Source organism: Planococcus sp. SE5232, assembly GCF_050686535.1.
Lineage (GTDB): Bacteria > Bacillota > Bacilli > Bacillales_A > Planococcaceae > Planococcus.
Window position 1 is genome coordinate 382,395 of the sequence record NZ_JBOGCP010000003.1, and the last position, 26,753, is coordinate 409,147.

Here is a 26,753-nt window from a genome sequence, read left to right on the forward strand (position 1 = left end):
TATCCCTGGTTTTTCGTCTCTTATTAGTCGACTCTCAGGATGGAATCAGTTCCCTGTTCCTGGAAGCCCTCTTTCATGACAGTAACTTTTTGTTCGGTTAGGTTGGTGAAAATAACCGGTGTTGCAACAGAAGGCGCGTTGGCGTTCAGGAATTCCAAGTCAAGCTTCAGCAAGGCGTCTCCGCGCTGTACCAGCTGCCCCTGCTCCACTAATGTCTCAAAACCTTCGCCTTTCAGTTTGACCGTATCGAGTCCGACATGGATCAAAATTTCAATTCCGGTATCCGTTTCAATGCCGATTGCATGTTTGGTCGGGAAAACGCTGACCACACGCCCGTCTACTGGTGAGTGAAGGACGTTGCCCGTTGGAAGAATGGCAAAACCAGGTCCCATCATGCCTTTTGCGAATACTTCGTCCGGCACTTCCGATAACGGAATCATTTTGCCTTGGATCGGCATTTCAAAATCAGCGGCGATGATTTCTTTCATAGCCGGTTCATCACTGACGGTTTCTTCAATGGCTGCGGCTTCCGAAACATCTTCTGGAGCCGGATTGCCGTTTTCCAAACGCGGCTTCATGGCATCTGCCAAAAACTCGACAGCTGTTCCGATAACCACTTGGACATTGGTTTTGTTGATTTTCATGACACCCATAGCCCCGTGGCGCTTGAGGTCTTTTTCGTTCACTAAATCGGAATCTTTGACTGTCATGCGCAGGCGTGTCGTGCAATAATCCACAGCCGTAATATTAGCGGCACCACCCAATGCTTCAATCGTATTGTAGGCTCTGACATCCACAGCTTTATTGCCGGAACCGGCATTTTCTGCACCTTCCTCGTCCTCATCTTCACGGCCAGGTGTTTTCAGGTCCAGCTTGATGATCAGGAAGTAGAAGATAACAAAGTATACCGCTCCGACGACGAGCCCCATCACGAGCAGGATCAATGGATTGGTGGCCAGTCCATAATTCAGCACATAGTCAATCGCTCCGGCAGAAAAGCCGAAACCGTGATGAACATCCAAGGCATAAGCGACCATCATCGAGACGCCCGTCAATAAGGCATGGACAACATAGAGGATAGGCGACAGGAACATGAATGAGAACTCAATCGGTTCTGTGATCCCTGTCAAAAATGATGTAAAGGCGATACTGAAAAGCATACCGCCGACAAGGGCTTTCCGCTCTTTCTTAGCTGCTACGTACATGGCAAGACAGGCTGCCGGAAGACCGAACATCATGATCGGGAAGAAGCCGGACAGGAATGGCCCTGCCGTGGGATCCCCTTTCAGGAAACGGTTGATTTCTCCGCGCACCACTTCTCCCGTGGCATCTGTAAAGGTCCCGAAATCAAACCAGACCACAGTGTTGATGACATGGTGCAAACCAGTCGGCAGCAACAGGCGGTTCAGGAAACCGTAAGCGCCGACGCCGAACATGCCGGCATTTAAAATCCAGTCACCCGCATTATCGATGCCTGCCTGAACCGGCGGCCATGCATAGCCCAGCACACCGGCCAGGACGGTCATGGTCGCCGCAGTGATGATCGGCACAAACCGCCTGCCGCCGAAGAAAGCGAGCCATTGCGGGAATTTCACATTATAGAATTTATTGTATAAAAGACCTCCGACGATACCGGATAAAATACCGGCGAAAACACCCATATTGATCGACTCGTTGATTGTGACGATTGCCGAAGTCAATACGAGATAAGCGATGGCACCGGCCAAAGCCGCTCCCCCGTTGCCGTCATGGGCAAGTCCCATCGCGATTCCGATGGCGAAGATGATTGCCAGGTTGTCGATAATCCCTGCACCAGCAGCCGATAAGAACGGAATGCCGAGCAAATCATCCTGACCAAAGCGCAGCAGCAAAGCCGCAGCCGGCAAGGTAGCGATCGGGAACATCAAGGATTTTCCTATTTTCTGCAGAAAACTGAACATAAAATTTCCACCCCTTTATGTATTCTTAATTTTCACTATATCCATTATCGGTATAGTTGTCTATACCAATTTTAACTTTAGCGGAAATAAAGTAAGCGGTTACTTTAAAGGAACTACAAATTTTTATATTATTTTTTTATAAGGGAAGCTTGGTCCTCACTTCTTCCATCAACCGGTTTTAAACGGAAATTTTAAAACTCCATAGTAAAAAGCAGAAAGAAGATGATTCCCTCCTCTCTGCTTCTCTATCCCATTACGGGGACACTTCTTCATTTCTTAGTACAGTAGGTATTCTCTTCTGACTTCCTTGAACTCTTTCAGTTCACCTTGCCAGCGTTCTTTCATTTCTTCTACTGTCATGCCTTCCTTTATGCCTTGGCTGATCCAGTCGTTGCCGATCAGATTATTGAAGAAAGCAGTCAGTTGCACCTGTTCGGGATACAGGTCGTAAATGGTTTTGACGATATGCAATCCGGTTTCTATCGGCAAGTAAGATTCGCGGTCCGTCACATGGACCTGGATGCCATGCGATAGCTGGCTGGCATGTTTGGAAAATGCCGGGGTGAACGATGCTGCGCGGAAACTGACGCCTGGCAACTCCAGCGCATTCAACGCTTCAGCAAGTTCCGTGCTGTTGATGAAAGGAGCTCCGATAAATTCGAAAGGCTTCGTCGTGCCCCGCCCTTCTGATACATTTGTTCCTTCTATCAAAGCCGTGCCCGGATACACTAGCGCAGTATCAAGTGTCGGCATATTCGGTGAAGGCGGTACAAACTGCAGACCGGTTTCATCATAGAAGGAATTACGTTTCCATCCCATCATTTCCACCACTGTCAGATCTCCGCCGATTCCGATTTCGGCATTAAAGAATTCGGCAAGTTCGCCGACGGTCATGCCGTGGCGAAGTGGAATGGCGTATTGTCCGACAAATGAAGCGAATGCGGGATCAAGCACAGGTCCTTCCACTTTTGTGCCGCCAAGCGGATTGGGGCGATCCAATACGATAAATGGAATGCCTTGCTCCTCTGCAGCTTCCATAGCTAAAGCCATGGTATAGATGTAGGTATAGAAACGTGCACCCACGTCCTGAATATCGAAAATCAGTACGTCAATACCTTCCAGCATTTCAGGTGTCGGCTTGCGCGTTTTGCCATACAGGCTATAGACCGGCACACCTGTCACTTCATCGATATAATAATCGACGTATTGCCCTGCCTGCGCGTCTCCCCGAACACCATGTTCCGGTCCATAAAGTGCGGTCAGGTTGACTTCCGGATCCTTGTCCAGAAGATCGACAATGCTGTTCAATTCCTGATCGACACCTGTCGGATTGGTGATCAATCCGACGTTCTTTCCACTTATCAATTCTTTTTGCTCTTCCATCAGCACTTCAATTCCAAGTTCAAATTCCTTATGGTCTTTCCGCTTATCCTTGGATTTTCCATTGCCCCGATCATGGTCGGCAAATGCGATGGACAATGAAGTCAATACCAGCAAAATAGTCGTCAGTAAGGCAATCCACTTTTTCAAAGTTATTCCCCCTTTTAGTGTCAGTAGCTTAAGCCGTGGCCATATTCATAAAACGTTTCACCCGCAAGGTTCGGAATGGTCACCGGCAATTTACCGGTCGGAGCCAATTCGCCCATGATTGCTGAAGCCATCGCCTCGTAACTTGCTGTCCGGAAGCTGTATTGCGTCAAATAGGCATCAATTTCAGGATATGCCATAATGTCATAAGGATTGCGGACTGCGACGCCGATCACTGGCGCTTCCACTTCTGCAACCAACTGATTGACCAGTTTCATTTGGGCGCTCTCTGGTGAGCGCTGTGACAGTGATGATGTGGCAGTACCGACGATAACCGCCTTTGCCGATTTGGCTGTCTCCAGCTGCTGCGCGGTTAACGGTGCACCTGTTTCAATCCACATCGTATTGTCATGGCGTGCTTTTAATCCAGCGTACAATTCATCTGAATAGATGTTGCCGACAACCACCAGCATATCTTCAGCCGCTGGTGCCAACGGCAGCACGCCTTCATTTTTTACAAGAGTGATGGATTTTTCAGCCGCTTCTCTTTCTACTTGCTTGTGAGCTTCAGAGCCGACAACCTGCAAGGCATTTGCCGTTTTTTCCTCCAATGAAACCGGCGATTCCTCTTTCAGGATACCGCGCTTCATTTTCAGGCTGAGAATGCGCGTTGCCGATGCGTTGATGCGCTCTTCCGCTATTTCACCGGAACGAACCGCTTCGTAAAGGCCATTTGCCACACTTTCAAGTCCGACCGGCATAAGTACGATATCGGTCCCTGCGTTGACTGCACGAATGACAGCATCCACCGGCCCGAAATGGTCAGCGATGGCCTGCATGTTCAGCGCATCCGTGAAAATAACCCCTTTATATCCCATTTCCTCCCGCATCAATTCTGTCAGTACTTTGTAGGAAAGCGTCGCTGGCAGGTTGATTTCAGTGCCATCTTTCTGTGAAATGACTTTTGTACCGTCAATTTTCGGGAAGGTGACATGTGCTGTCATAATGGCATCAATATCCGCCTCCATTGCTTTTTGGAACGGATACAATTCAACAGCTTTCAAGCGTTCTAAATCATAAGGAACTTCCGGTAGGCCGAGATGCGAATCAACCGCTGTATCCCCGTGTCCCGGGAAATGTTTTGCAGTCGCAGCGGTTCCTGTTTCCTGAAGTCCTTTTGTATAAGCGACTCCCAATTCAGCGACAAGTTCCGGCTTCTCACCGAACGACCGTACACCAATCACCGGGTTATCCGGATTGTTATTGATGTCAAACGATGGTGCAAAGTTCATATTGATGCCCAGTGCCGACAATTCTTCACCAATGGCTTTTCCAATGTTCTGGGTAAGTTCAGCTGAACGTGTTGCCCCAAGCGCCATATTTCCCGGCATATCGGTTCCTGACTGCAGACGCGTGACGATGCCACCTTCCTGATCGATGGTCATCAGCAAGCTATGCTTTTGGGCTGCCGCCTGATAATCTGTAACCAGTTTGGTTGTCTGTTCAGTCGTCACCACATTCTCACGAAACAGGATCACTCCGCCAAGATGATATTCTTTGACCAATTGCTCGATTTCAGGCAGCATTTCCGTTACATTCTGCCCCTTCCAGTTGCGGAAATCCGGCATCAGCATCTGCCCGACTTTTTCTTCCATGGTCATCTGTCCTACCGCCCTATTGACCAAATCATAGCGATCGCCGCTTTCCTTGATCACCGAAGTGCTAAGCGGCGGCTTGCCTTTTAAGCCTTTTACTTTGGCATCCGGTTTTACTTGGATCGAAATTCTATCTGTAAATGATCCATCTGAAACGGTGATGAACGTTTTGCCTGGTTTCCCTGACACTTCAACGTTTCCCTGTGAATCTACAGATGCCACCGTCTTATTGACAGACTCCCATGTCAGGTTTTCCGAAACCAGCATGTACTGCCCGTCCTCATAGAGATGCACTGCTTGGAGTTGGAGGCCTTTCCCCACTCCACCTACTGCGACTTCAGGTACATTCTGCAGAATCACCAAATCTGTAACCGGACTAGCTGCGGCGGCCTGTCCGCTTCCTGTAAATAATGATGAAATGACTAGTGCCGCGAGTAACGCCGGCACCAAAAGAATTTTCTTCAGCTTGTGCATTTCCCATCCCCCTTTGATCAATAATTGCGTAATGTCCAGTCGTTCTGTTCATCTAACGGTTCTATTTCCTTGCCATCTGCTTTAAGGTTTCTGATATACAAGCCGCGGCCGTTGACTGAACCGTCCGTGACATAGCGGAAACGGAGAAATTGCGTTTCTTTCGGCAGCCTAATTTCATGCTTCTTCCACCCTTCACTGTCTCCTGTCAATTGAAGAACAGCCTCGCTCCAGCTTGTGCCATCCATGGATGTTTCCACATAGCCATAATCGGAATCCTGTTCAATGCGGTTCCATCCATCGAAGGTCAGGCTCGAAGCTCCGTTTGTCGCGACAGTCATCTGATGATTAAGGTGATCCCCATATCCCGTAAACCATGCTGCATCTTTTTTGTTCAGTGGAGCTGAAATTGAATCGGCTACTGCCCGAGCGAAATCACGTCTGATAAAATTAGTTGATACTGTCGTCCGCGATGGATGCACACGGTTAGTCAGCAGAATGGCCGTAGTGTGATTGTCGCGGTTGATGACGATGCTCGTCCCTGTGTAGCCCGTGTGCCCGAAAGTCGAGGAATCCGATAAAGCATCCATATACCAACCTTGGTTCAACTCCCAACCAAGGCCGTGATCATTTCCGGGAAATTCAGGAATCTGATTGGTTTCCAGCAAACGAACCGTTTCTTTTTCCAAAATCCGCTGACCGCCGTATTTCCCATCATTCAGGAACATATGGGCAAGCTTCCCTAAATCCAAAGCAGTTGAAAATACACCGGCGTGCCCAGCTACTCCATCGAGTGACCATGCATTCTCATCATGTACTTCCCCCCATACCATCCCCCTGCCGATTGCCGGCTGAAATTCCGTTGCCGCAATTCGTTGCTTCAGCGATGCTGGCGGATTATACATGGTGTCTTCCATCCCAAGCGGACCAGTAAGCTCCTTATCGATAAATTCATCGAGGCCCATGCCTGAGAACTTTTCAATCAATGCACCCAAAGTGATTAAATTGAGGTCGCTGTATGTATAATTCTCTCCTGGGTGATTGGCTAACGGATATTGTAGGGCGTATTCAATCCGTTCTTCACGCCCGCCTTCCTGCTGATAAAGCGGCACCCACGAGGTGAATCCCGATGTATGCGTCATCAGCTGCCGTATGGTCACCTCTTCTTTCCCGTTAGCTGCAAACTCCGGCAAATGGAGTGCAACCGGATCATCCAGATTGAAAAGGCCCTCTTCAAACAGAATCATTGCTGCTGTAGTCGTAAAGATTTTACTGATCGATGCGACGTCAAAAATTGTATCCGCTTTCATCTCCACCGGATTGGCCATCTTCGTCTGTTGGTCATCTGTGTAGAGGGCTGAATAGCCATAAGCTTCGTGTTTCACGATATGCCCGCTCTTTGCGGCAAATGCGACAACTCCAGGTGCTGTACCGTTTTTCACTGCTGTTTCCATCATTGCGTCAATCTGTTCCAGTGGCTCTTCCATCAATCCCGCACTTTTTGCTGAGCCTTTATGCAGCACGGAAGACAGCGGAGCCGGTGAATCCCATTGCCTGGCCGATGAAGCTGAAGCTGGATTGGCCGATGGCAAGACCAATGAAACTGCCATGACTGCTGTTAAAGCTGTAAAACATAACCCTTTCTTCATGTTATCCCTCCAGATCAAATCAATTTATAATTCGAAACCCGTTATTCTTTAAGCCTACAGAAAGCTCCATTGGCTGCCTATCCACCAATGGAGCTGTATTTACAATATATTCCGAATATTTTATTTTTAACTCTATTTCCAATTACTTACTTCGATGAAGTTTAGCTAATCATAAAGTATCATATAACATGAAATTAAGTTTCAAAAAAAGAAAGAAAGATCAGCTCGTTAAAAGCTGCTCTTTCTTTGTTCAAATCCACTTTATCCGAAATTTCGTGCCGCCCTTGATATACTGCAACAACGAAAGATCTTCATTGATGACTTTTCCGATGACGTTGACCTTGTCATCGGCGGGTAAATCTCTTTTGGTAATTTGCAATTCGCCCTGGTAGCGGCTATAACGCTCATTATCCACCGTAATACTGCCTTTATTCCGTGCAATGGTATTGTTCGGCTCCAATAGGTGAGTGCCGATTAAGCCGTATTGGCGCGATTCCATGGAACGGATGCAGTCCCGCGCTGCATCCCAGCGATTGGTTTGGACATCCATCTCTTCCATCTCCACCAAAGCTTTTGCCCTCAATAGAATTTCGCCTTCATGGAACGCGCCAAATTGTTCCAGGGTGTCATCACTGAGTGTAATGTCGCCGACCAGCACCCTATCCACCGCGCCCTCATCCTTCAGATGCAGGTAGGCTTCAAAAGGATCCGCGTCCCGGTGTTCCTCTAAAGTGGGTAATCCCTTATGCACTGGTCCCCGCAAAATCCCATCTCCGGGAATGAAGGCCATCACGGTCAGTCCTTCACTTTTCAGCCATAGATTGGTTTTCACAAACTCTACGGAATCCAAACCGGTCTCCGGACGCGGATAAAAATTATGCCACATCTCAACAGCATCCCGCTTCAAACCAGCGGAATTCAATGCAGCCAATCCACTTCTCGTCAACGTACTGGCATTCAACGCAATTTTCATCCGGTGGGACAACTCCGCAATTACGTTGTCGTCCATCCCATAGTCAATCCGCAGCCCGGTCAGTCCCCACTCCAACAGACCTTCCGCACTCTCCCAACTAAAACCGAGATGAGCCAATGACTGCGGCGCGATGTCCGCCATCAGTTCCATATCAAACTTTAGAGCCCATTGCCCCAATTGCTGTAGCCGTTCCTTATAGAGCAATGGATCGTCCTCTGGAATATGCAGTGAAGTAAAAATTGATGTGAATCCGAGCTTGCTGAGCTTTTCAATATAAGGTTCTAATTCCTGAAACGAATCGTCCCCCAAATAAACCGAAATTCCACGCATTGTGCCAACTCCTTTTCAATAGCTCAAATACTTTTAAACTAATAGAAAAAAAAGGGAGATTTCTCTCCCTTTCCTTAAATCCCTTCTGCCATCTCTTCTTTGAATCCAAATAGATAGGTGAAGATAAATCCAAAAATATACGAAACGACCAAACCGACGAAGTACCAGACATACTTGCTTTCAGCAATAAGCGGAATCAATGATATGCCTGACACCCCTATTCCGAGTGCTGCCGTATGCATCACTGCCTGGAAAGCACCGCCAAATGCAGCACCCATACAAGCCGTTATGAACGGACGGCCAAGTGGCAAAGTTACACCGTAAAGAAGCGGTTCCCCGATGCCGAGGAATCCAACAGGCAGAGCCCCTTTAATGATGTTCTTAAGACGCTGATTTCTAGTTTTTATATATACTGCAATGGTGGCACCAACCTGCCCAGCTCCAGCCATTGCCAGAATCGGCAGTAAAGCTGTCGCGCCAACAGTGTTCATCAACTCGAGGTGAATCGGAGTCAAACCATGGTGCAGGCCGAGCATAACAAGTGGAAGGAAGAAACCGGCTAGAACGCCTCCTGCTAATACCCCACCGACATCAAGAACCGAAGTTAACACAGTCATAATTCCATCTGATAAAAGCCCAGCGACTGGGACAACTGCATAAAGTGAGAAGAAACCAACAACCAATAATGTAATCAGAGGTGTAAATAAAATATCGACAGAGCTGTGCATCACTTTACGTACATTCTTCTCAACAAATGTCATCAGCCAAGCTGCAAATATTACGCCGAATAATCCACCTCTTCCGACGACCAGCGGTTCTCCATAAATAACGATATCCGCCAGCATCGGGTTGAACAAGATTCCTCCTGCAATAGCGCCCAGTACCGGTGTTCCACCAAACTCTTTGGCTGTATTCCAGCCGACCAAAATAGCCAAGTAAGCGAATACAGTACTTCCGAGCAGCAATAAAATCTGCATCCAGGTTTCAGTAGCATCCACACCAGCGTTTTTAGCGAAGTTGGCTGCACCGTTGATGATTCCTGAAGCGACCAGACCTGGAATCAGCGGAATGAAGATATTACCGACCCGGCGAAGAAAGAGCTTGAAAGGCGTCTTGTTCTTTTCCTTCAGTTTAGCTTTATTCAAAGCAGCTTTTTCCGTGAAATTCATATCATTTTCGTCAACATCCGCCATTTCACCGATGGCCAATCCCGTTTCACTGCTCATTTCAGCAGCAACCTTATTGACGGTCCCAGGACCTACGACGATCTGAAGTGTATCATCTTCGATGACACCCATTACACCATCCACACGCTTCAATTCGTTCAATTCTACTTTACTGTCATCTTTAATCGACAAACGCAACCGCGTCATACAATGTGCTACTTGATTGATATTCTCTTTTCCCCCGATTTTCGCGAGAATGTCATGCGCCATTTGCTGTTCTTTTTTCATACTTCCCCTCCGCTCCCCTAAATGTTATATAGCTTTTCGAACAAAACCGCCAGCTGCCTCCAGTTTTTCGATAGCTTGTTCTTTCGTGCAATCCAGCAGACTCATGACAATCGCTGTTTTTACATGGCCGTCCGCTTTTTCGTAATAACGCTGTGCTGTGGCATAATCGACTTGGGCGGCATCCATAATAATCCGTTTGGAGCGCTCAATCAACTTTTCATTGGTGGCTTGTACATCCACCATCAGGTTGCCGTAAACCTTGCCTATCCCGATCATTGCAGCTGTCGAAATCATATTCAAAACCAGCTTCTGTGCAGTTCCAGCCTTTAGACGGGTTGAACCGGTCAATACTTCAGCTCCTGTTTCGATTTCAATCGCCGTATCGGCATAGCCGCTGATTTCCGCTCCTTTATTGCATGACATTGCAACCGTTTCTGCCCCAATCTGTTTGGCATATTGAAGTGCACCAATCACGTAAGGTGTGCGGCCGCTAGCCGCGATTCCGACAACCGTATCATCAGCTGTTAAAGAAACCGCTTTCAAATCGTCCATTCCCAGCTCAGGATTGTCTTCTACGCCTTCTATCGCTATTTTGATCGCTTCTGTTCCTCCAGCTATGATTCCGACAACCTGTTCAGGTGAAACACCGAATGTCGGAACGCATTCGACTGCATCCAAAATTCCCAAACGACCACTGGTTCCGGCACCGATATAAATCAATCTGCCTCCTGCTTTAAAAGAACGTATGGCTTTTTGTACCGACTCTTCAATGTTGGCGAATTCCATTTCAATGGCCTTTGGAACAAGACGATCTTCCTGGTTCATGGTCTGCAATATTTCCAGCACTGACATTTCATCCATCTTCATGGTGTTGTTATTGCGTTTTTCTGTGGATAGATTTTCCAGCATCAGATCACCCTTTTACTTTTATTTCTTGTTTTCATTTTATCTCCAAGAAATTTAATGTCAATATAAATTATCTAAATAGTGAATTTAAATTTCATAACAGCAAAAAAAAGAGAACCGGGTCTACGGCTCTTCATCTTCTTAAATTTTCCATTTCACTTCGGGCATCATAGTATTGCTGCAAAACCTTCTCGCCGACATGATGGAAAATGCTCATATACAAGGTATCGATGACCGTCAATTGCGTCATCCGCGAGGGAATGCTGCCAATACGGAAGTCCTGTTCAACATTTGGTGTGCATAGCCGGATGTCAGCCTCTTTGTACAATGGTGATTTACTGAGTGTCGTGATGGCGATGGCGGTCGCCCCTTTTCTTTGTGCAAAACGGGTGAGCTCTAAAACATCCTTGGTTTTTCCGGAAGTGCTGATCGCCACGAAAACATCGTTTTCCGTCAAATGAGGAATAATCGACAGCATATAATGAAAATCAAGGGAAGTGATCGAGTGATAGCCCAGTTTGGTGAATTTATACTGAGCATCAACTGCGGCCGTAGATGAGCCCCCAACACCGAAAAAGACAATTTTGTTAGCATACTGAATCGCTTCCACTGCTTTGGCCAGTTCTTTCCGGTCCATGGAATCCGCGCACGATTCAATCGCTGATTTATTGACATGGATGACTTTATGAAAAAGATCATATGGCGAATCCTTTTTGTTCAGCACCGAAAAATCGGTGAGGCTGGTATCTGTTAAAGTCAAATCTTTCATGAGTGCCAGTTTGAAGGATTTAAAGCTGCCGATGCCGATCGATTTGCAGAAACGGATGATGGTCGCTTCGCTAACACCTGATTTTTGCGCCAGTTCTTTCGTCGTCATATGGGGGACAGCTTCCGGATTTTCAAGAACATAGTCGCCGATCCGCCCTTCTGCCTCTGATAGTTGCGGCAGTACGTCTTTTATTTTTTGCATCAAAGAAGTCATCTTTGAACCCCCTGTACTTCTGTTTCTGTCATCTATCAATTACACGGCCCCATTTTAAAGGCGGTGCGTAAAACATCTTAGTTCACTCGACTTATCAAGCATACATGAAAGTCGGATAGATGTTGAGTCCATTATCTCAATGAAGGGGGAGGCAGCGTGATAACTTTTGTGTTTGCCGGAAAGCTTCCGTCTTCAGCGATTTTTCCTCTGCGGCCCCTTATCCCCCACTCAACCGCTCAATCACATTCGCCAGCAGCAAGGTCCGTTCAGTCAGTGAGGACACTACCAAATATTCGGTTTCCTGATGGGCATTGCCTCCGACTGGACCCAAACCATCAATTGATGGAATGCCGATATGAGCCGTCAGGTTGGCGTCTGATCCGCCGCCGCTCTTCTCATGCTTCAGTGACATACCCAGTTTAGCTCCTTCTTCGGCAATGATGTCGATTAAGCGGCGCGATTCCTCCGTCAACACCCAGGCTGGCCGTGTGATGTGGCCGGTCAATTCCACTGTCGTTCCCGGTGTTTCAGTGTAGCTGCAGATTTCTTTGATGGCTCTGTCCAGCCGTTCACCGTCTTCGGGTGTTTGGATCCGCAAATCGATTCCCGCTTCGGCAAAAGGTGCGATGGTATTGACTGATGTTCCACCCTTGATCAGGCCGACATTGATTGTGATGCCTTTTTCCGGTTCGCTCAACGCATGCAGTTTGAGAATTTTCCGCGCCAGTTCTTCAATGGCACTTGCCCCGTTTTCCGGTTCGATGCCTGCATGTGCCGACTTGCCGAATACGTTCAGGAAGTATTTCCCGCCTCCTTTGCGTTCACTGACGAGCTGGCCGTTTTGTGCCGGTTCCAATATCAATGCGTACTTCTTATCTGCGGCAATTCTTTCAATTAAGCTGCGGGATGCAACAGAACCGATTTCCTCATCCGTATTCAGCACCAACACCACATTTTTATAAGCTTCACTGCCGCTGTTCATCAAAGCTTTGATGGCGAATAAAGCAGTGGCGTGGCTTGCTTTCATATCGATGACACCCGGTCCGTGCGCCAAATCGTCTGCCACATGGAACGGCCGTTTTTCTGCGGTTCCTTCTGGAAATACGGTATCCAGATGAGCGATCATGACAATTTTAGGTGTTTTTGCTTCTGGATGATGAATGACCAGATTATTGCCGAAACGCTCCTGCTCATGTACTTCTGTATCAAACCCGATCATCTTGTATTCCTCTGCAAGAACCTCACCCACGCGGTCGATTCCGCTTTTCAGGTAGGAGCCGCTGTCGATGTTGACCAGGCTTTCTATCAATTCCAGCATCGGCTGGTGGTTTGCCTCAATGAATTCTTTCATGTTCGCCGATCCTCCCATTTTCCCTTTATTCTATCAAAAAAAGCCGGACGGCAGAAAATCTGCGGTCCGGCCGATATACCTATTGTTTACGAAGCAGCAGCTGCCGTATTTTCTTTTTTGCTCTTCAGGAAATTGATGACGAAAATTCCCAATACAATCGTCAGGCCGATGATATCCGTCAAGGTTTCCGGAACGATCAGCATCAGCGCTCCTGCTCCGAGAACGACGCGGAACAGGACATTGAGCTTTGTCTGGAAATACCCTTCCGCTGCTGCACTCAACCCGATAATGCCAATGATGGCGGTGATGGTGATCAGCAGGATTTCCCATATCGGCGGCAAGGCAAATTCGGTGGCATTGACCGCGATATCTGTCGTGTCGATCATCAGCATCGCTGGATTATAGACAAACAGATACGGGATGATGAAACCGGCGATCGACAGGCGCAATGCGTTCAAGCCGGTCCTCATCGGATCGCCTCCGGATATCCCCGCACCGGCAAATGCGGCAAGGGCGACCGGTGGTGTGATATTGGCGAAAATACCAAAATAGAAGACAAACAAATGTGCCACCAGAACCGGAATGCCGAATTCAGCAAGTGCCGGCGCTGTCATGGTCGCTGTGATGATATAAGCCGGAATGGACGGCAAGCCCATCCCCAGAACAATCGAAGCAAGCATCGTCAGGAACAGCGTCCAGAAAAGCGATCCTGCACCAAAGCTTGTAATTGCTGAAGTCATGACGGTACCGAAGCTCGTCAGGCTGACCACACCGATGATGATGCCGACGACCGCACAGGCGATCATGACGGACAGCGATTGGCGTGCCCCGTTTTCCATCGCTTCGAGAATATCCTTGAAACCCATGCGCGTCGATTTTCTGAGCCCCGCAATGATGACTGTCAGGACGATGGTATAGAATGCTGCGTAAGCGATTGGCATGCCTGTATAAAGCATGAAAATCAAACCGACAATCGGCAGCAGCAAATGCCCTTTTTCCTTCAGCACTTCTTTGGTTCTCGGCAGATCCGCTTTCGGAATGCCTTTCAGGTTTTCTTTGCCGGCACGGAAATGGACCTGCATGATGACCCCGAGGAAATACAACACTGCCGGCAGTAAAGCCGCAAGGGCAATTGTACCATAGGCTATCCCTGTCGTTTCCGCCATGATGAAGGCACTCGCCCCCATGATCGGCGGCAAAATCTGCCCACCCACGGAGGCACTCGCTTCTACGGCGCCGGAAAAGTTTTTATTGTAGCCGATTTTTTTCATCAATGGAATGGTGAAAGCACCGGTACCGACCACATTGGCTATCGCCGAACCGTTGATGCTGCCCATGAATCCACTGGAAATGACCGCTACTTTGGCTGGTCCCCCTTGCTTGCTGCCCGCTAAGGCCATGGCAAGGTCATTGAACAATTGGCCCATTCCCGATTTGGCGAGGAATGCACCGAATAGGATGAACAGGAAAATGAATTGCAAGGAAGCGGAGATGGCCGTCGAATAGAGACCTTCCGTCTTCAAGTACAGCTGGCCGAAAATATCGCCAAGGTCGAACGGCCGCGTCATCAGCATATTCGGCATCCAGACAAAATGGCTGATGAACGGATAAGCCAAAAACACCAATGCGAGAATCGGCAGGATGATGCCGGTTACGCGCCGTGCTGCCTCAAGAACCAGCACAACGGTCAGGATGGCAAAAACGATATCCAATGTATTCGGAATCCCGCCGCGCGTCGTCATGATGTCGTTGTATTCATACATCAAGTAGCCGGCGGTGCCCAGACTGAAGATAAACAAAATCCAATCATAGAATGGAATCTTCGTGCGATCCTGCTTTTTGAATGTCGGATAGACCAGGAAAATCAGCCCCATACCGACGGCGACGTGGATGGAACGCGCTTGGAGGGCAGGAAGCGGATTGAAGGTCACGTATAGATGGTAAAGCGTGTAGGCGATGGCAATCGCCGCAATCAACAAGACCAGTTTGCGGTTTTTCAGTTTGCGGACTTTGGCATCCGTATCGTATTTCTCCAGCACTTCCTGGCTGATGTTTTTGTCTTCTTCATGGGCTGAAACGCTTTCGACGTCCAAATCCCGGTTGTCTTTTGTCATAGCTTGTTCCCCCTTGCATAATTCCAAAGATGAATAAATTCAATCGTAATTGCAACAAGCTCATAGTCTTCCGTATAGTCATACAACGGAATTTCCTGATCGGCTGTGATGATCGTCGTTTGTGCATTTCGGGAAACCGTCAAATTCATTTCATTGAAAAGGCGGCCGATCTTCATATGGACATATCCATCTTCTGAAGATATGATTTCGCCATCAGAAGGAACACCCGCGCCGTAAGTTTTGAACTTCGTTTCCGCCAGCAGCAGACTATCTCCGTCCCGTTCATAAAATTCCAGCCATTCTTCCTTTTCGACTGAATGGATCCACTGCAGCGTAAAGTCCGTTTCCTTTAAATAATAACGTTCTTCTCCAAAGTCGAACTGTACGACAGGAATCCGCCAAAACAGGAAAAAAAGGAGCACAATCAAACATGCTCCTCCCGCCAAAACTTTATTGCTCATCGTAGTAACGCTGTGCCCCTGGATGCAGCGGCGCTACCAAGCCTTCCTGTGCAGCTTCTAAAGTGATGTCGGCAGCTGCCTGGTGGGAATTCTCCAGCGTATCCAGATTTTCAAAGAAGGTTTTAGTCAATTCGTAGACGTCGTCTTCACTCATATCCGAGTGGACCACTAAAGCGTTCATGATTGCTGCAGTTGGAATGGCTTCTTCATTGCCATAAGTTCCTGCTGGAATTTCAAGCGCGATAAAGTAGGACTGATCCTCCGCCACACGCTCAACGTCTTCTGGCGCAATGGAAACCATGCGGATGTCCAGTGTTTCAGACAGCTCCAGCAAGGATGCGTTCGGCAGGCCGCTTGTCAGGAAAGCCGCGTCGATTTGTCCTGCACGCAGGCCGTCAGCCGCTTCTGCGTAGCCCAGGTAATCCACATCGATGTCATCGTATGTGATGCCGTAGCCTTCCAACAGCGTACGCGCATTCACTTCCACTCCGGAATTCTGGTCGCCTACCGCGATCCGCTTGCCGCGCAGGTCTTCAAACGTTTCAATGCCTGAATCCGCAGTGGTGACGATTTGGACGTAGTTTGGATACAAGGCAGCGATTTGGCTGATTTTGTCTGTCGGCTCTGTAAAGCCTTCCGTTCCTTCAACCGCCTGGCTGACCACATCGCTCATGGTGAATGCCATTTCAATCTTGTCTTCCTTGATCAAGTTGACGTTCTCAACCGAAGCACCGGTCGTCTGTGTTCTTGAATTGACGCCATATTGCGAACTGTACGTTTCAGCCAGTGTCGAGCCGATGATGTTATAAGGACCGGACGCTCCACCCGTAGCGATGGTGACAATATTCGTCTCTAGTCCAGCGGCTTCCTCGCCCCCGCCTTCTTCTGGGTCCGTAGTGACATTGTCATCTCCACACGCTGCTAGAACAATGCTTCCGGCAACAATCAAAGAGAAAGCGCTTACCTTTATATTTTTCATCTCTCTACCCCCTAGGTTTTTTCTCATTATACCGAAATTAAGAAGTGATTAATAGGAAATATTCTTTTTTTTCTGATTAAATAAGCATTTGTGCTTCGTTATAGAGAAATGACTTTTCCGTAACCTGCTGAAAAACTGTCCTTCTCACCGTGCATAATTTTGTTGACAGGCTGCCGAAACAGGAATAGAGTAGGCTCATAATTTCAGTTCAATGGATAAGGAAGTGCCCTGATGCGCTCTTGGAAAAAAAAGCGGATAACCATTTCGCCGCCGTTGGTTATTTCCGGTAGTTTTCTATTTTTGATTTTGGTCGGCACCTTATTGTTGAAGCTGCCGTTCGCAACCGCACGTCCGATTTCCTGGACCGACGCCTTGTTCACCGCCACTTCCGCAACCACAGTGACGGGGCTCAGCGTCTTTGATCCCGGCACTGTCCTCACCGGATTTGGTGAAGTGGTCCTGCTGGTGCTGATTCAATGCGGGGGCATCGGGTTGATGACGTTCGCTGTCGCGATCCTCATCTTGTTCCGCAAGAAGGTCGGCCTTCAAAACCGGATTTACCTGCAGGAATCGCTGACCCAAAATACGATCGGCGGCATCGTCAGACTCGTCAAATTGATTTTGACATTCGCTTTAACAGTGGAAGCGGTGGCAGCTGTTCTATTGACCATCTACTGGATCCCGGAGTTCGGCTTTAAGGATGCACTCAACTACAGTGTCTTTCACGTCATTTCTGCTTTCAACAACGCAGGGTTTTCTTTGTTTCCCGATAACCTGATGAGCTTTGCCGGAGATCCGTTGGTTAATGTGCTGATTTCCTCCTTGTTCATCATCGGAGGTATCGGGTTCACCGTCGTCATGGATATCACACAGAAAAAATCGTTTCACCGGTGGGCTTTGCACACCAAGCTGATGATCAGCGGCACATTGATTTTGAATGTTGTAGCCATGCTCGTGATTTTCGCTTTGGAATACGGCAATCCCGGAACTCTCGGCAATCTGTCTCTGCACGATAAATTGCTGGCTTCCTATTTCAGTGCTGTAACGCCGCGGACTGCGGGATTCAATACGCTGAACTACGGGGAGTTCGAAGATCCGACATTGCTGTTCACGATGCTGTTGATGTTCATCGGAGGCGGCAGCGCTTCGACCGCATCCGGCATCAAGTTGACGACTTTTATCGTCGTCATCCTTGCAACGATTTCTTTTTTGCGGTCACGGCGCGAACCTGAAATTTTCGGGCGTTCCATTCGGATCGAAACAGTGATTCGCTCCCTTGCCATCACAACCATCAGCGTTCTGCTGGTTGTCTTCTTTCTGTTCCTATTGACCGTAACCGAAAAAATCCCGTTTCTGCCACTGGCATTCGAAGTGGTGTCAGCGTTCGGGACCGTCGGCTTGTCCATGGGCATTACTGCCGACTTGAGCGATCTTGGCGAAATTCTGCTGAGCCTGGTGATGTTCACCGGCCGCATTGGGCCACTGACTTTGTTCTTTATCTTAATGAAGCCGCGCAAGGAAAATTACCGTTACCCGTATGATGCAGTGTTTACGGGTTAAATCTAAAAAATGCAGCTTCCGAAAATCCGGAACTGCATTTTTTCATTTCTTTACTCTTTGCTTTTCTGCATGTACTGTTGGCTGAGCTCGACCGCTGCATCGAAACCGCCTGCTGCATAGGCCTTGTTCAAGTCGCTGCCGATTCCGACAGCCACTGCACCGGCGGCCAACCAGTCCTGGATATTGTTCAAGTTGATGCCGCCAGTCGGCATGATGCGAACATGCGGCAGCGGACCGTTGACCGATTTGATAAAGGAAGGTTCGAAATTATTCGCCGGGAACAATTTAAGGATGTCGCTGCCTGATTCCAATGCTTTGACCATTTCCCGGATTGTCATGCAGCCGGGCAAATACGGGATGCCATAGCGGTTGCAGACGGGCGCAATTTCTTCGTTGAAATGTGGGCTGACAATGAATTTCGCTCCCGCCAAAATGGCATGGCGCGCTGTTTCCGGGTCCAGTACTGAACCTGCGCCGAGCAGGACATCTTCGCCTGCAAGCGCTTCGAATATCCGCTGGACGTGCGGCGTCGTATACGTCAGTTCAATTGCACGAATACCGCCCTGTACTGCCGCTTTCGATAGTTCAACCGCTTCTTCTGCACTGTTGCCGCGGATGACCGCGACCACTTTCGTCTCAGACAATCGGGATAGAATAGCGTGCTTTAACATCAATTGATTTCCTCCTTTGGATTAACGTTCGATGATCGTTTCCTTGCTGATCAATGCCTGCACTTCCTTCAGGTAAGGGAGCCCTTCGTTGTCTCCGGACACGGTCGTCACCAATGCACCGACGCCATTGGCGAATTCCAATGACGCTTCCGGAGAATAGCCATGCAATACCGAATAGATATAGCCGGCATCAAAACCGTCGCCGGCTCCTACAGTGTCGATCGGATTGACCTTGAACGCTTCCTTGTGGTGCCATTCACTGCCTGTAAAGACGCGTGCTCCGTTGGCCCCATCTTTGATGACCAATTGGCCGATCGAGAAATCCGCCGCGCATTTTTCCAGCGCTTCGATTGAAGCATCACCGATGATCAATTCAATTTCATCCAAACCAGTCAACAGGATATCCACTGATGGCAGGATTTCCATATAAGCGGCTCTCGCCTGTTCGATGGTCCATAGCTTGAGGCGGATATTGGGATCAAATGAAATCCGGATTTCCAGCTGTTTTGCAATTTCCAGCACTCGCTTGGTGATAGCCAGATTTTTTGGATCAATGGCCAGAAACACGCCCGTTAAATGAATGATGTCGATGCCTTCAAACATTTCCGCAGTGATGTCAGCCGGCTCCATCGTCAGGATCGGCGACTGGTACCGATAATAGAACGTCTTGCCTGAGCCATCTTCCCGGATCTCCTTGAAGTTCAATGAAGTCGGATAGCCCTCCACAAACTCGACATCCGCCATGTCGACGCCTTCGCCACGCGCAAAATTATAAATGACACGGCCGAATTCGTCACCGCCAAGACGGCTTGCCCATTTGGAATGCAGACCCAAACGTGCACAACCGATCGCAAAATTCAATTCTGCCCCGCCGACTTTCCGTGTAAAAGCAGGGACGTAACGCAATGGACCCGTTTCCGACGGATTAAACGTGATCAACGCATCTCCCAATGTAAAAACACTATAACTTTTAGTCAAAATGGTCACTCCTTCTTTTTTATGATCAAAATCTATAGGTAGATCCTCTAAGATGAAATTGCTTCAAACTATTTACTAAACCGGTTTAGTAAATTATAGATGACAGGGCTTACAAAATCAACCTTCTAGAAAGAAGTAGTCGGATAAATGAAACTTAAGCATCACCATTTCACTCCTTCTTCGACCGCTTAGCGCAGGGTTCCCATTAAAAAAAGCGTTCAACTTTGGTTGAACGCTCAGCGGGTAAAATATTAATTGTCTGCTACTTTGACCATGCCGTATGAGGTGATCAGGTGCCACATATTTTGCGGGATGTCTAAGTTGCCGACCATTTTTTGTGTGATGACAGGATGGATTTCCTGTTCCTTGCCTTGCTTCACTTTTTCAGTCCATTCCGGATCAATCAGCGCCTGGCGTCCGATTACGACGATGTCCGCGCCTTCTTCCAATGCCATCAATGCATCTTCCGGTGTTTTCACGCTGCCGACTGCCACAAAAGCAACACGGCCATTGATATGATCCGCTAAGATGCGGACAATGCTGTCGCCTTGTTCCGCGCCTTTTGGCGTTTTCTTTACTTCCATCAATGATACATGGATGTAGTGGATGCCACGCTGGATCAATTCTTCCACCAATACTTTGGTTTCTTCTATTGTATAACCGGCTCCTGTTTCGTTGTTTTCTTCCGGTGACAGGCGGTAGCCGACGATAAACTGCTCATCTGCATATTTTGCGACGGTGTCCTGAACTTTTTTCTGGACAGCCAGTGGAAACTTCAAGCGGTTTTCAAGGCTTCCTCCCCACTGGTCCTGGCGCAGGTTCGTAGCCGAAGAAACGAATTGCTGAAGCAAGTAGGTATTGGCACCGTGGATTTCCACGCCGTCAAATCCTGCCTCAATCGCTCTTCTTGTCGTTTCACCGAAGTCTTCGATGATCGCTTCGATTTCCTTCCCGGTCAATTCACGCGGTGCCGGCTTACCTGCTGCATTCGGTACAGCGCTTGGTGCAACGGTTTCATTGGCTTTGATCAACGCAGCCTGTCCTTGGCGGCCGCCATGCTGAATCTGCAGGATGGCTTTGCTGCCTTTTGATTTCATTTCTTTTGCCATTTGCGTCAGGCGCGGAATAGCATTGTCGTCAAAACCGATAAACTGGTTCGGGAAAGCGATGCCGTTTTCAGACACTGCAATGCATGCCGAGATGAACAAGTCGCCAAGACCTGCCCGGCGGTTGTAGTACGTCAATTCTTCGTCCGAAACGGTGCCGTCTTCATTTCCTGAATACGTCGTCATCGGTGCAACACCCAAGCGATCGTTCAAGACGACGCCGTTCGGCAATGTAATTTCGTTAAATAGATCTTTATAATGTGGATTCATGGAACTTCCTCTTTTCTGAAATAGGTTCTCTTCCGAAAGGCTTCGGTATTTCAAAATAGCATAGGTATTTTAAGGAATCAAGAATACACGCTCGCCGCCGTTTTCCGGTGCATTATTTTTGACCACCCTCATTTCGAGTGGTACGCTTTTCATCGAATTCGTATATAGTAGGAGGAATTTTCCATGACAAACCAAACACATAGAGAAATCCATTTGGTCAATCGCCCTGAAGGCATGCCAAGCAACGATGATTTTAAATTTGTTGAGAAAGAAATTCCGACACCTGGCGATAACGAAGTCTTATTGAAGACACTTTACTTGTCGGTCGATCCATATATGCGTGGACGGATGAGAGATGTAGAATCGTATATCCCCCCATTCGAATTGAATAAAGTACTGGTCGGCGGCGTTCTTGCCGAAGTGGTCGAGTCCAATTCGGATTTATTGAAAAAAGGCGATATCGTCAACGGCAACCTCAGCTGGGCGGAGTACAATGTAGCGGACCCAAAAAAACTGCAACAAGTGGATCCAACTGTTGCTCCGATCACTACACGGCTTAGCGTCCTCGGCTTGACCGGGCTTACTGCTTATTTCGGATTGCTGGACATCGGCAAACCGCAGGCAGGCGAAACGGTTGTTGTTTCAGGCGCAGCGGGCGCTGTCGGTTCGATTGTCGGCCAAATCGCCAAAATCAAAGGAGCGCGTGCAGTCGGCATTGCAGGCTCTGATGAAAAAGTTGATTACCTGATCAATGAACTCGGCTTTGACGCAGCGGTCAACTACAAGAAAGACAGCTTCGAGGAAGATCTGATTGCAGCGTTGCCCGATGGCGTCGATGTTTATTTCGACAACGTCGGTGGAGACGTTTCTGATGCAGTCATCAACCAGCTGAACCGCAATGCCCGCGTTTCGTTATGCGGCTCGATTTCTTCCTACAACTCACCAGGCGAAGATGTCGGCCCGCGCATGCAATGGAAATTCATCAAAACCAGCTCGATGATGAAAGGTTTCACGCTCGGCGATTACGCGAAAGACCTGCCGACAGGCGCCGCAGCCCTTACCCAATGGTTCCAGGAAGGCAAATTGAAATACGACGAAACGATTGTCGAAGGCTTTGAAAACACGCCGGAAGCATTCTTCGGACTCTTCAAAGGCACTAACCTCGGCAAGCAATTGGTGAAAGTCGCTGACCCTGAGTTCGCGAAGCTATAAACCTGTGAAAAGCCGCCTGTCTGGGCGGCTTTTTTCTATTTAATCGGCGATACTGTCCAAACTCGTTGAAATACTGTCCAATGCAAAAAACAGCCGCAACGAGCATGCGGCTGTTTCCATTTATTTGGATATACTTTCTGTTTGGGCTGGAATACTTTCCGTTTCCATGCAAATACTTTCTGAATGCCATCGAATACTTTCCAAGTCCCCCGAAATACTTTCTTTCCTTTACAATTCCTTAAGAAAACGGAAAACCATACGCGGAAGATAAAATAAAATCTCGAAGATGCCGACAAAAAAGTCGATTACATCAAAAATCCACCAGCGGTCTTTCTTCTCTTTTGTTTTCGTTTTGATTGCCATCTGCCATCTCCGCCTCTTCTGCTTTTTTACTGTATACGCAGCAACAGCGGAAATGGTTTCATTTCCCAGAAAGATTAAATGCCGATGCCAATAAATGCAGCTCGTTCATGCGGTGATCCGCTCCGGAAATATTGGGGATGATGGTGATTTCATCTGTATTGTAGCGTTCTGCAAGAGATTCAATCTGAACTTTCACTTGCTCGGCGGTACCAATCAGCATGCGCTGCCGGTTGCGCACTACTTTTTCCTGTTCATTGGCGCTGAACCCCCGTCGTTTCGCCGTGTCGATAGATGGATAGTAAGGCGGCTGTGAATCGGACTCGACAAACAGCAGCCACAGGTCGAACGCAGTCGCCAGCTCCTCGGCTTTTTCCGCCGTTTCAGCAACGACTGCAAAGACGGCGATCATCACCTTCGGATCTTTCAAGAATGCCGACGGCTGGAATTTTGAGCGATACGCCTCAACCACTTCTACTCCTTGCTGCGATGGCTTGGCAAAATGTGCAAAAGCATACCCCATCCCTTTTTCAGCCGCGAGCCGCGCACTGCCCGGACCTGTGCCCAGCAGCCACAATTCCGGCGCTGTCTCGATGATTGGCATGGCAAGCAGCGGCTTGAAGCGATGTTCGCTTTCTGTGTCATCAGCGAAGTATTTCTGCAGGTCGGTCAATTGCTGATCGTAAGGAAGCCGTTTCGTTTTGCTTTCATTCAATGCTTCATTGACGATCCGATAGCTGCGCGAACGGCCGATGCCAAGATCGATGCGGCCGGGATAGAGCGCTTCGAGCATGCGGAAGTTTTCCGCTACTTTATAGGCGCTGTAATGCGGCAGCATGACACCTCCCGAACCGATGCGGATGGTTTTGGTAGAGGCGGCCAAATGCATCATCAGCATTTCAGGCGTGGTGCCGGCAACCGACTCGACCTGATGATGCTCGGCTACCCAAAAACGCTTAAAGCCGAGCCCTTCTGCCAGCTGCGCAAGTTCCGTCGTCTGCTTCAGGGCAGATGCTGCCGTTTCGCCTTCATCAATCGGGGAATAATCCAGAATGTTCAATGAAATCATTTGCCTGCCTCCTTTGCTGGTCTTTGAATAGTAGCATGCCAGCCCAAATGCATTCCACTAATGATAGCTGGTGATACCTGATAACCATTTTACTCAAAAAATCCTGGTCAGCGGCATGCGCTGACCAGGATTCCCTTTACTTATTTTTCTACGTTGAAACGATCGGCATTCATCACTTTGTTCCATGCTTTGATGAAATCGCGAACAAATTTTTCTTGGTTGTCGTCTTGTGCGTAAACTTCGGCAACTGCACGAAGAATCGCATTCGAGCCGAATACTAAGTCAAAACGTGTTGCTGTGTGGACAACTTCGCCTGTCACACGATCTTTGCCTTCGTATTTATTGAACTCCACTGGTGTCCATTCGATGTTCATATCCAATAAGTTAACGAAGAAATCGTTTGTCAGTACACCGACTTTGTCAGTGAAGATTCCCTCTGTCGCCCCTTGGTGATTTGCACCGAATGCGCGCATACCGCCGACTAACACAGTCATTTCTGGTGCAGTCAGGCCTAGCAGATTCGCTTTATCGAGCAGCATTTCTTCTGGGCTTGTAGCATATTCTTTCTTCTGGTAATTTCTGAAACCGTCTGAAATCGGCTCCAATACCTTAAAGCTTTCTGCATCGGTTTGTGCTTCAAGTGCATCTCCGCGGCCTTGAGTGAATGGTACCGGAATATCAAATCCAGCTGCTTTTATCGCTTGTTCAATAGCTGCATTTCCTCCCAGCACAATCAAGTCGGCGATGCTGATTTGATTGTCAGTGCTGGCTTTCAAGTGCTCGTAGAAATAAAGAACTTTTTCCAGTTCTTCCGGCTCATTTGCTTCCCACTCACGTTGAGGAGCGAATCGGATGCGTGCTCCGTTTGCGCCGCCGCGCTTGTCTGAATCACGGTATGTGCTGGCAGATGCCCAAGCTGTTTTCACCAGCTGCTGAGGATTCAATCCGCTTTCCAAAATTTTCGCTTTTAGCTCTTCCAATTCTTTGTCTTTCAATGTGCCTGGTGCTTCAGGTACCGGATCTTGCCAGATCAATATTTCTTCTGGAACTTCTGGTCCCCAGTAGCGCTCTATTGGTCCCATATCACGGTGCAGAAGTTTGAACCATGCACGGGCAAAAGCATCTTGAAACTCGTCCATGTTCTCATAATAGCGACGGGAAATCTTTTCATATGCCGGATCCATGCGAAGTGCCATGTCGGCTGTTGTCATCATCGTTTTCACTTTGATCGACGGATCTTCTGCATCTGGTGCCATCTGGTGTTCCGACAGATTTTTTGCCGTCCACTGGTATGCACCGGCAGGAGATTTCGTTAACTCCCACTCGTATCCAAACAATTGCTCGTAATAGCCATTATCCCATTTTGTCGGGTTGGCAGTCCAAGCGCCTTCGATACCACTTGAAATCGTATCGCGGCCTTTTCCGGAACCGTACGAGCTCTTCCAGCCAAGTCCAAGGTTCTCCATTACAGCCGCTTCCGGGTCGTCCCCTACATTGGAAGCATCTCCAGCTCCGTGAGCTTTACCGAAAGTATGTCCGCCTGCAATCAACGCAACGGTCTCCTCATCGTTCATTCCCATACGGCCAAAGGTTTCACGAATATCAAAAGCACTTGCAAGAGGATCAGGTTTGCCATTTGGTCCTTGTGGATCCACATAAATCAAGCCCATTACAACTGCAGCCAGAGGTTCTTCTAATTCGCGGTCTCCTGAATAACGGTTATCCGCTAACCATTCTTTTTCATTGCCCCAATAAACATCTTCTTCCGGTGCCCAAATGTCTTCGCGGCCTGCGCCGAATCCAAAAGTTTTGAAGCCCATCGACTCAAGTGCCACGTTGCCCGTTAATACCAGCAAATCGGCCCAGGAAATTTTGTTCCCGTATTTTTTCTTGATCGGCCACAGCAAACGGCGGGCCTTGTCCAAGTTGACGTTATCCGGCCAGCTGTTAAGCGGCGCAAATCGCTGGTTTCCAGTAGATCCGCCTCCGCGGCCATCTGTCGCCCGGTAAGTCCCTGCAGCATGCCATGACATACGGATGAATAATCCACCGTAATGGCCATAGTCAGCCGGCCACCATTCCTGGCTGTTGGTCATCAATTCGTGAAGATCCTGCTTTAATGCAGCATAATCCAACTTCTCAAACTCTGCTTTGTAATCAAACTCTTCCCCGAGAGGATTCGATTTCTTATCGTGCTGATGGAGAATATTCACATTCAGCATATTCGGCCACCAGTCTTTATTTTGCGTTTTCCCCGGTTTGTTCGATGTCGTAATCGCGCTGTCCTTGTGCCCACCTGTTTGGCTGCCGCCTGTTACTGGACATTGTGAATCCCCTGTCGCCGCCGTGTGGCGCTTTTTATCATTGTTGTCATGTACATTGTTTTCCATTTTCTAAATCCTCCTAATTAATAATGAAATTTTTTTTTAACCATTATCGATGAGCGTCGCCTCTGAAGGACTATAATTCTTACATTAGAATTGTACTAAAGAAGAAGCAGATTGAACAGCGAAATGCGAGATGGCACGAGAAACGAAAAATCCTTGCAAAGTTTATCTTATATATCGATATGCTCCCTTTAAGGTCATCATCAGTGTGGTGAAGAACAAATTTACCAATGATATGTTTTGGCGAATCATAAATCCATTTTGTGACAACTGAGTTGAAATAGCCCTTCATTCCAAATCGCTTCAGTTCCTCTTTTTCAGCCATTCGATTAAACTGTAGATATAAAT

At 48.2% G+C, this 26,753-nt stretch carries 20 protein-coding genes; 2 read left to right on the top strand and 18 right to left on the bottom strand.

The window, feature by feature from the left end; translation table 11 throughout:
* Positions 1–23: 23 nt before the first annotated feature.
* The 12 genes from nagE to ACRC6Q_RS13115 all read right to left on the bottom strand — a co-directional run bounded on the left by nagE (position 24) and on the right by ACRC6Q_RS13115 (position 16,792).
* Positions 24–1,940 (bottom strand): N-acetylglucosamine-specific PTS transporter subunit IIBC, encoded by a 1,917-nt coding sequence (gene nagE, locus ACRC6Q_RS13060; RefSeq protein ID WP_298825032.1) that lies wholly within the window; start codon positions 1,938–1,940, stop codon positions 24–26.
* 276 nt (positions 1,941–2,216) lie between these two features.
* Positions 2,217–3,470, bottom strand: coding sequence for an exo-beta-N-acetylmuramidase NamZ family protein (locus ACRC6Q_RS13065; protein WP_431466753.1), 1,254 nt, complete (start codon positions 3,468–3,470; stop codon positions 2,217–2,219).
* Between the two features lie 20 nt (positions 3,471–3,490).
* Complete coding sequence (locus ACRC6Q_RS13070; RefSeq protein ID WP_298825028.1) at positions 3,491–5,596, bottom strand: glycoside hydrolase family 3 protein; 2,106 nt, start codon at positions 5,594–5,596, stop codon at positions 3,491–3,493.
* Positions 5,597–5,613: 17 nt separating this feature from the next.
* Entirely contained in the window at positions 5,614–7,242 is a 1,629-nt protein-coding gene (locus tag ACRC6Q_RS13075; protein WP_223635054.1) for a serine hydrolase, read from the bottom strand.
* Positions 7,243–7,492: 250 nt separating this feature from the next.
* Entirely contained in the window at positions 7,493–8,545 is a 1,053-nt protein-coding gene (locus tag ACRC6Q_RS13080) for a DUF871 domain-containing protein (protein ID WP_298825024.1), read from the bottom strand.
* Positions 8,546–8,619: 74 nt separating this feature from the next.
* Complete coding sequence (locus tag ACRC6Q_RS13085) at positions 8,620–9,999, bottom strand: PTS transporter subunit EIIC (RefSeq protein WP_298825020.1); 1,380 nt, start codon at positions 9,997–9,999, stop codon at positions 8,620–8,622.
* Between the two features lie 24 nt (positions 10,000–10,023).
* Positions 10,024–10,908, bottom strand: a complete 885-nt coding sequence (murQ, locus tag ACRC6Q_RS13090; RefSeq protein WP_223635043.1) for an N-acetylmuramic acid 6-phosphate etherase — start codon at positions 10,906–10,908, stop codon at positions 10,024–10,026.
* 130 nt (positions 10,909–11,038) lie between these two features.
* The gene (locus ACRC6Q_RS13095) at positions 11,039–11,887 is read right to left on the bottom strand and encodes a MurR/RpiR family transcriptional regulator (protein WP_223635040.1); all 849 of its coding nucleotides are present in this window, start codon (positions 11,885–11,887) and stop codon (positions 11,039–11,041) included.
* A gap of 217 nt (positions 11,888–12,104) precedes the next feature.
* Positions 12,105–13,238 (bottom strand): M20 family metallopeptidase, encoded by a 1,134-nt coding sequence (locus ACRC6Q_RS13100; RefSeq protein WP_298825010.1) that lies wholly within the window; start codon positions 13,236–13,238, stop codon positions 12,105–12,107.
* An 86-nt stretch (positions 13,239–13,324) separates the two neighbouring features.
* Positions 13,325–15,352, bottom strand: coding sequence for a TRAP transporter permease (locus ACRC6Q_RS13105; RefSeq protein WP_298825007.1), 2,028 nt, complete (start codon positions 15,350–15,352; stop codon positions 13,325–13,327).
* On the bottom strand, positions 15,349–15,774 hold the full coding sequence (locus ACRC6Q_RS13110; RefSeq protein ID WP_223636004.1) for a DUF1850 domain-containing protein: 426 nt from the start codon (positions 15,772–15,774) through the stop codon (positions 15,349–15,351). Before ACRC6Q_RS13110 ends, ACRC6Q_RS13105 begins: the two co-directional genes overlap by 4 nt.
* A 28-nt stretch (positions 15,775–15,802) precedes the next feature.
* On the bottom strand, positions 15,803–16,792 hold the full coding sequence (locus ACRC6Q_RS13115) for a TAXI family TRAP transporter solute-binding subunit (RefSeq protein ID WP_431466754.1): 990 nt from the start codon (positions 16,790–16,792) through the stop codon (positions 15,803–15,805).
* A 231-nt stretch (positions 16,793–17,023) separates the two neighbouring features.
* On the opposite strand from ACRC6Q_RS13115, the gene ACRC6Q_RS13120 reads away from it, so the two are divergent.
* Positions 17,024–18,352: a TrkH family potassium uptake protein gene (locus ACRC6Q_RS13120; RefSeq protein ID WP_431466755.1), complete on the top strand. Its 1,329-nt coding sequence runs from the start codon at positions 17,024–17,026 to the stop codon at positions 18,350–18,352.
* Positions 18,353–18,402: 50 nt separating this feature from the next.
* On the opposite strand, the gene ACRC6Q_RS13125 is transcribed toward ACRC6Q_RS13120, so the two are convergent.
* From ACRC6Q_RS13125 to ACRC6Q_RS13135, 3 genes are all read right to left on the bottom strand, one after another.
* Complete coding sequence (locus ACRC6Q_RS13125) at positions 18,403–19,023, bottom strand: bifunctional 2-keto-4-hydroxyglutarate aldolase/2-keto-3-deoxy-6-phosphogluconate aldolase (RefSeq protein WP_431466802.1); 621 nt, start codon at positions 19,021–19,023, stop codon at positions 18,403–18,405.
* A gap of 21 nt (positions 19,024–19,044) precedes the next feature.
* Positions 19,045–20,001 (bottom strand): sugar kinase, encoded by a 957-nt coding sequence (locus ACRC6Q_RS13130; protein WP_431466756.1) that lies wholly within the window; start codon positions 19,999–20,001, stop codon positions 19,045–19,047.
* A gap of 251 nt (positions 20,002–20,252) precedes the next feature.
* Positions 20,253–21,377 (bottom strand): NADH-dependent flavin oxidoreductase, encoded by a 1,125-nt coding sequence (locus tag ACRC6Q_RS13135; RefSeq protein ID WP_223635022.1) that lies wholly within the window; start codon positions 21,375–21,377, stop codon positions 20,253–20,255.
* Positions 21,378–21,560: 183 nt separating this feature from the next.
* Between ACRC6Q_RS13135 and ACRC6Q_RS13140 the strand changes: the two genes are divergently transcribed.
* The gene (locus ACRC6Q_RS13140) at positions 21,561–22,589 is read left to right on the top strand and encodes an NADP-dependent oxidoreductase (protein ID WP_431466757.1); all 1,029 of its coding nucleotides are present in this window, start codon (positions 21,561–21,563) and stop codon (positions 22,587–22,589) included.
* A 228-nt stretch (positions 22,590–22,817) separates the two neighbouring features.
* Here ACRC6Q_RS13140 and ACRC6Q_RS13145 read toward each other — a convergent pair whose 3' ends face one another.
* The 3 genes from ACRC6Q_RS13145 to katG form a co-directional block, all read right to left on the bottom strand.
* Positions 22,818–22,952, bottom strand: a complete 135-nt coding sequence (locus tag ACRC6Q_RS13145; protein ID WP_431466758.1) for a hypothetical protein — start codon at positions 22,950–22,952, stop codon at positions 22,818–22,820.
* A 58-nt stretch (positions 22,953–23,010) separates the two neighbouring features.
* Positions 23,011–24,018 carry an LLM class flavin-dependent oxidoreductase gene (locus ACRC6Q_RS13150; protein WP_431466759.1) on the bottom strand — a complete coding sequence of 336 codons (1,008 nt, stop codon included), beginning with the start codon at positions 24,016–24,018 and terminating at the stop codon, positions 23,011–23,013.
* A 140-nt stretch (positions 24,019–24,158) separates the two neighbouring features.
* Positions 24,159–26,408 carry a catalase/peroxidase HPI gene (gene katG / locus ACRC6Q_RS13155; RefSeq protein ID WP_431466760.1) on the bottom strand — a complete coding sequence of 750 codons (2,250 nt, stop codon included), beginning with the start codon at positions 26,406–26,408 and terminating at the stop codon, positions 24,159–24,161.
* Positions 26,409–26,753 lie beyond the last annotated feature (345 nt).

What these genes read in the sequence shown, in the direction of transcription:
- murQ (WP_223635043.1), bottom strand. Translation starts at nt 10,908, where the DNA reads ATGCTGGAAAATCTATCCACAGAAAAACGCAATAACAACACCATGAAG.
- ACRC6Q_RS13070 (WP_298825028.1), bottom strand. Translation starts at nt 5,596, where the DNA reads ATGCACAAGCTGAAGAAAATTCTTTTGGTGCCGGCGTTACTCGCGGCA.
- ACRC6Q_RS13105 (WP_298825007.1), bottom strand. Translation starts at nt 15,352, where the DNA reads ATGACAAAAGACAACCGGGATTTGGACGTCGAAAGCGTTTCAGCCCAT.
- ACRC6Q_RS13140 (WP_431466757.1), top strand. Translation starts at nt 21,561, where the DNA reads ATGACAAACCAAACACATAGAGAAATCCATTTGGTCAATCGCCCTGAA.
- ACRC6Q_RS13125 (WP_431466802.1), bottom strand. Translation starts at nt 19,023, where the DNA reads ATGTTAAAGCACGCTATTCTATCCCGATTGTCTGAGACGAAAGTGGTC.
- ACRC6Q_RS13115 (WP_431466754.1), bottom strand. Translation starts at nt 16,792, where the DNA reads ATGAAAAATATAAAGGTAAGCGCTTTCTCTTTGATTGTTGCCGGAAGC.
- ACRC6Q_RS13150 (WP_431466759.1), bottom strand. Translation starts at nt 24,018, where the DNA reads ATGATTTCATTGAACATTCTGGATTATTCCCCGATTGATGAAGGCGAA.
- ACRC6Q_RS13095 (WP_223635040.1), bottom strand. Translation starts at nt 11,887, where the DNA reads ATGACTTCTTTGATGCAAAAAATAAAAGACGTACTGCCGCAACTATCA.
- ACRC6Q_RS13080 (WP_298825024.1), bottom strand. Translation starts at nt 8,545, where the DNA reads ATGCGTGGAATTTCGGTTTATTTGGGGGACGATTCGTTTCAGGAATTA.
- katG (WP_431466760.1), bottom strand. Translation starts at nt 26,408, where the DNA reads ATGGAAAACAATGTACATGACAACAATGATAAAAAGCGCCACACGGCG.
- ACRC6Q_RS13135 (WP_223635022.1), bottom strand. Translation starts at nt 21,377, where the DNA reads ATGAATCCACATTATAAAGATCTATTTAACGAAATTACATTGCCGAAC.
- nagE (WP_298825032.1), bottom strand. Translation starts at nt 1,940, where the DNA reads ATGTTCAGTTTTCTGCAGAAAATAGGAAAATCCTTGATGTTCCCGATC.
- ACRC6Q_RS13145 (WP_431466758.1), bottom strand. Translation starts at nt 22,952, where the DNA reads ATGGCAATCAAAACGAAAACAAAAGAGAAGAAAGACCGCTGGTGGATT.
- ACRC6Q_RS13100 (WP_298825010.1), bottom strand. Translation starts at nt 13,238, where the DNA reads ATGAAAGAATTCATTGAGGCAAACCACCAGCCGATGCTGGAATTGATA.
- ACRC6Q_RS13075 (WP_223635054.1), bottom strand. Translation starts at nt 7,242, where the DNA reads ATGAAGAAAGGGTTATGTTTTACAGCTTTAACAGCAGTCATGGCAGTT.
- ACRC6Q_RS13085 (WP_298825020.1), bottom strand. Translation starts at nt 9,999, where the DNA reads ATGAAAAAAGAACAGCAAATGGCGCATGACATTCTCGCGAAAATCGGG.
- ACRC6Q_RS13120 (WP_431466755.1), top strand. Translation starts at nt 17,024, where the DNA reads ATGCGCTCTTGGAAAAAAAAGCGGATAACCATTTCGCCGCCGTTGGTT.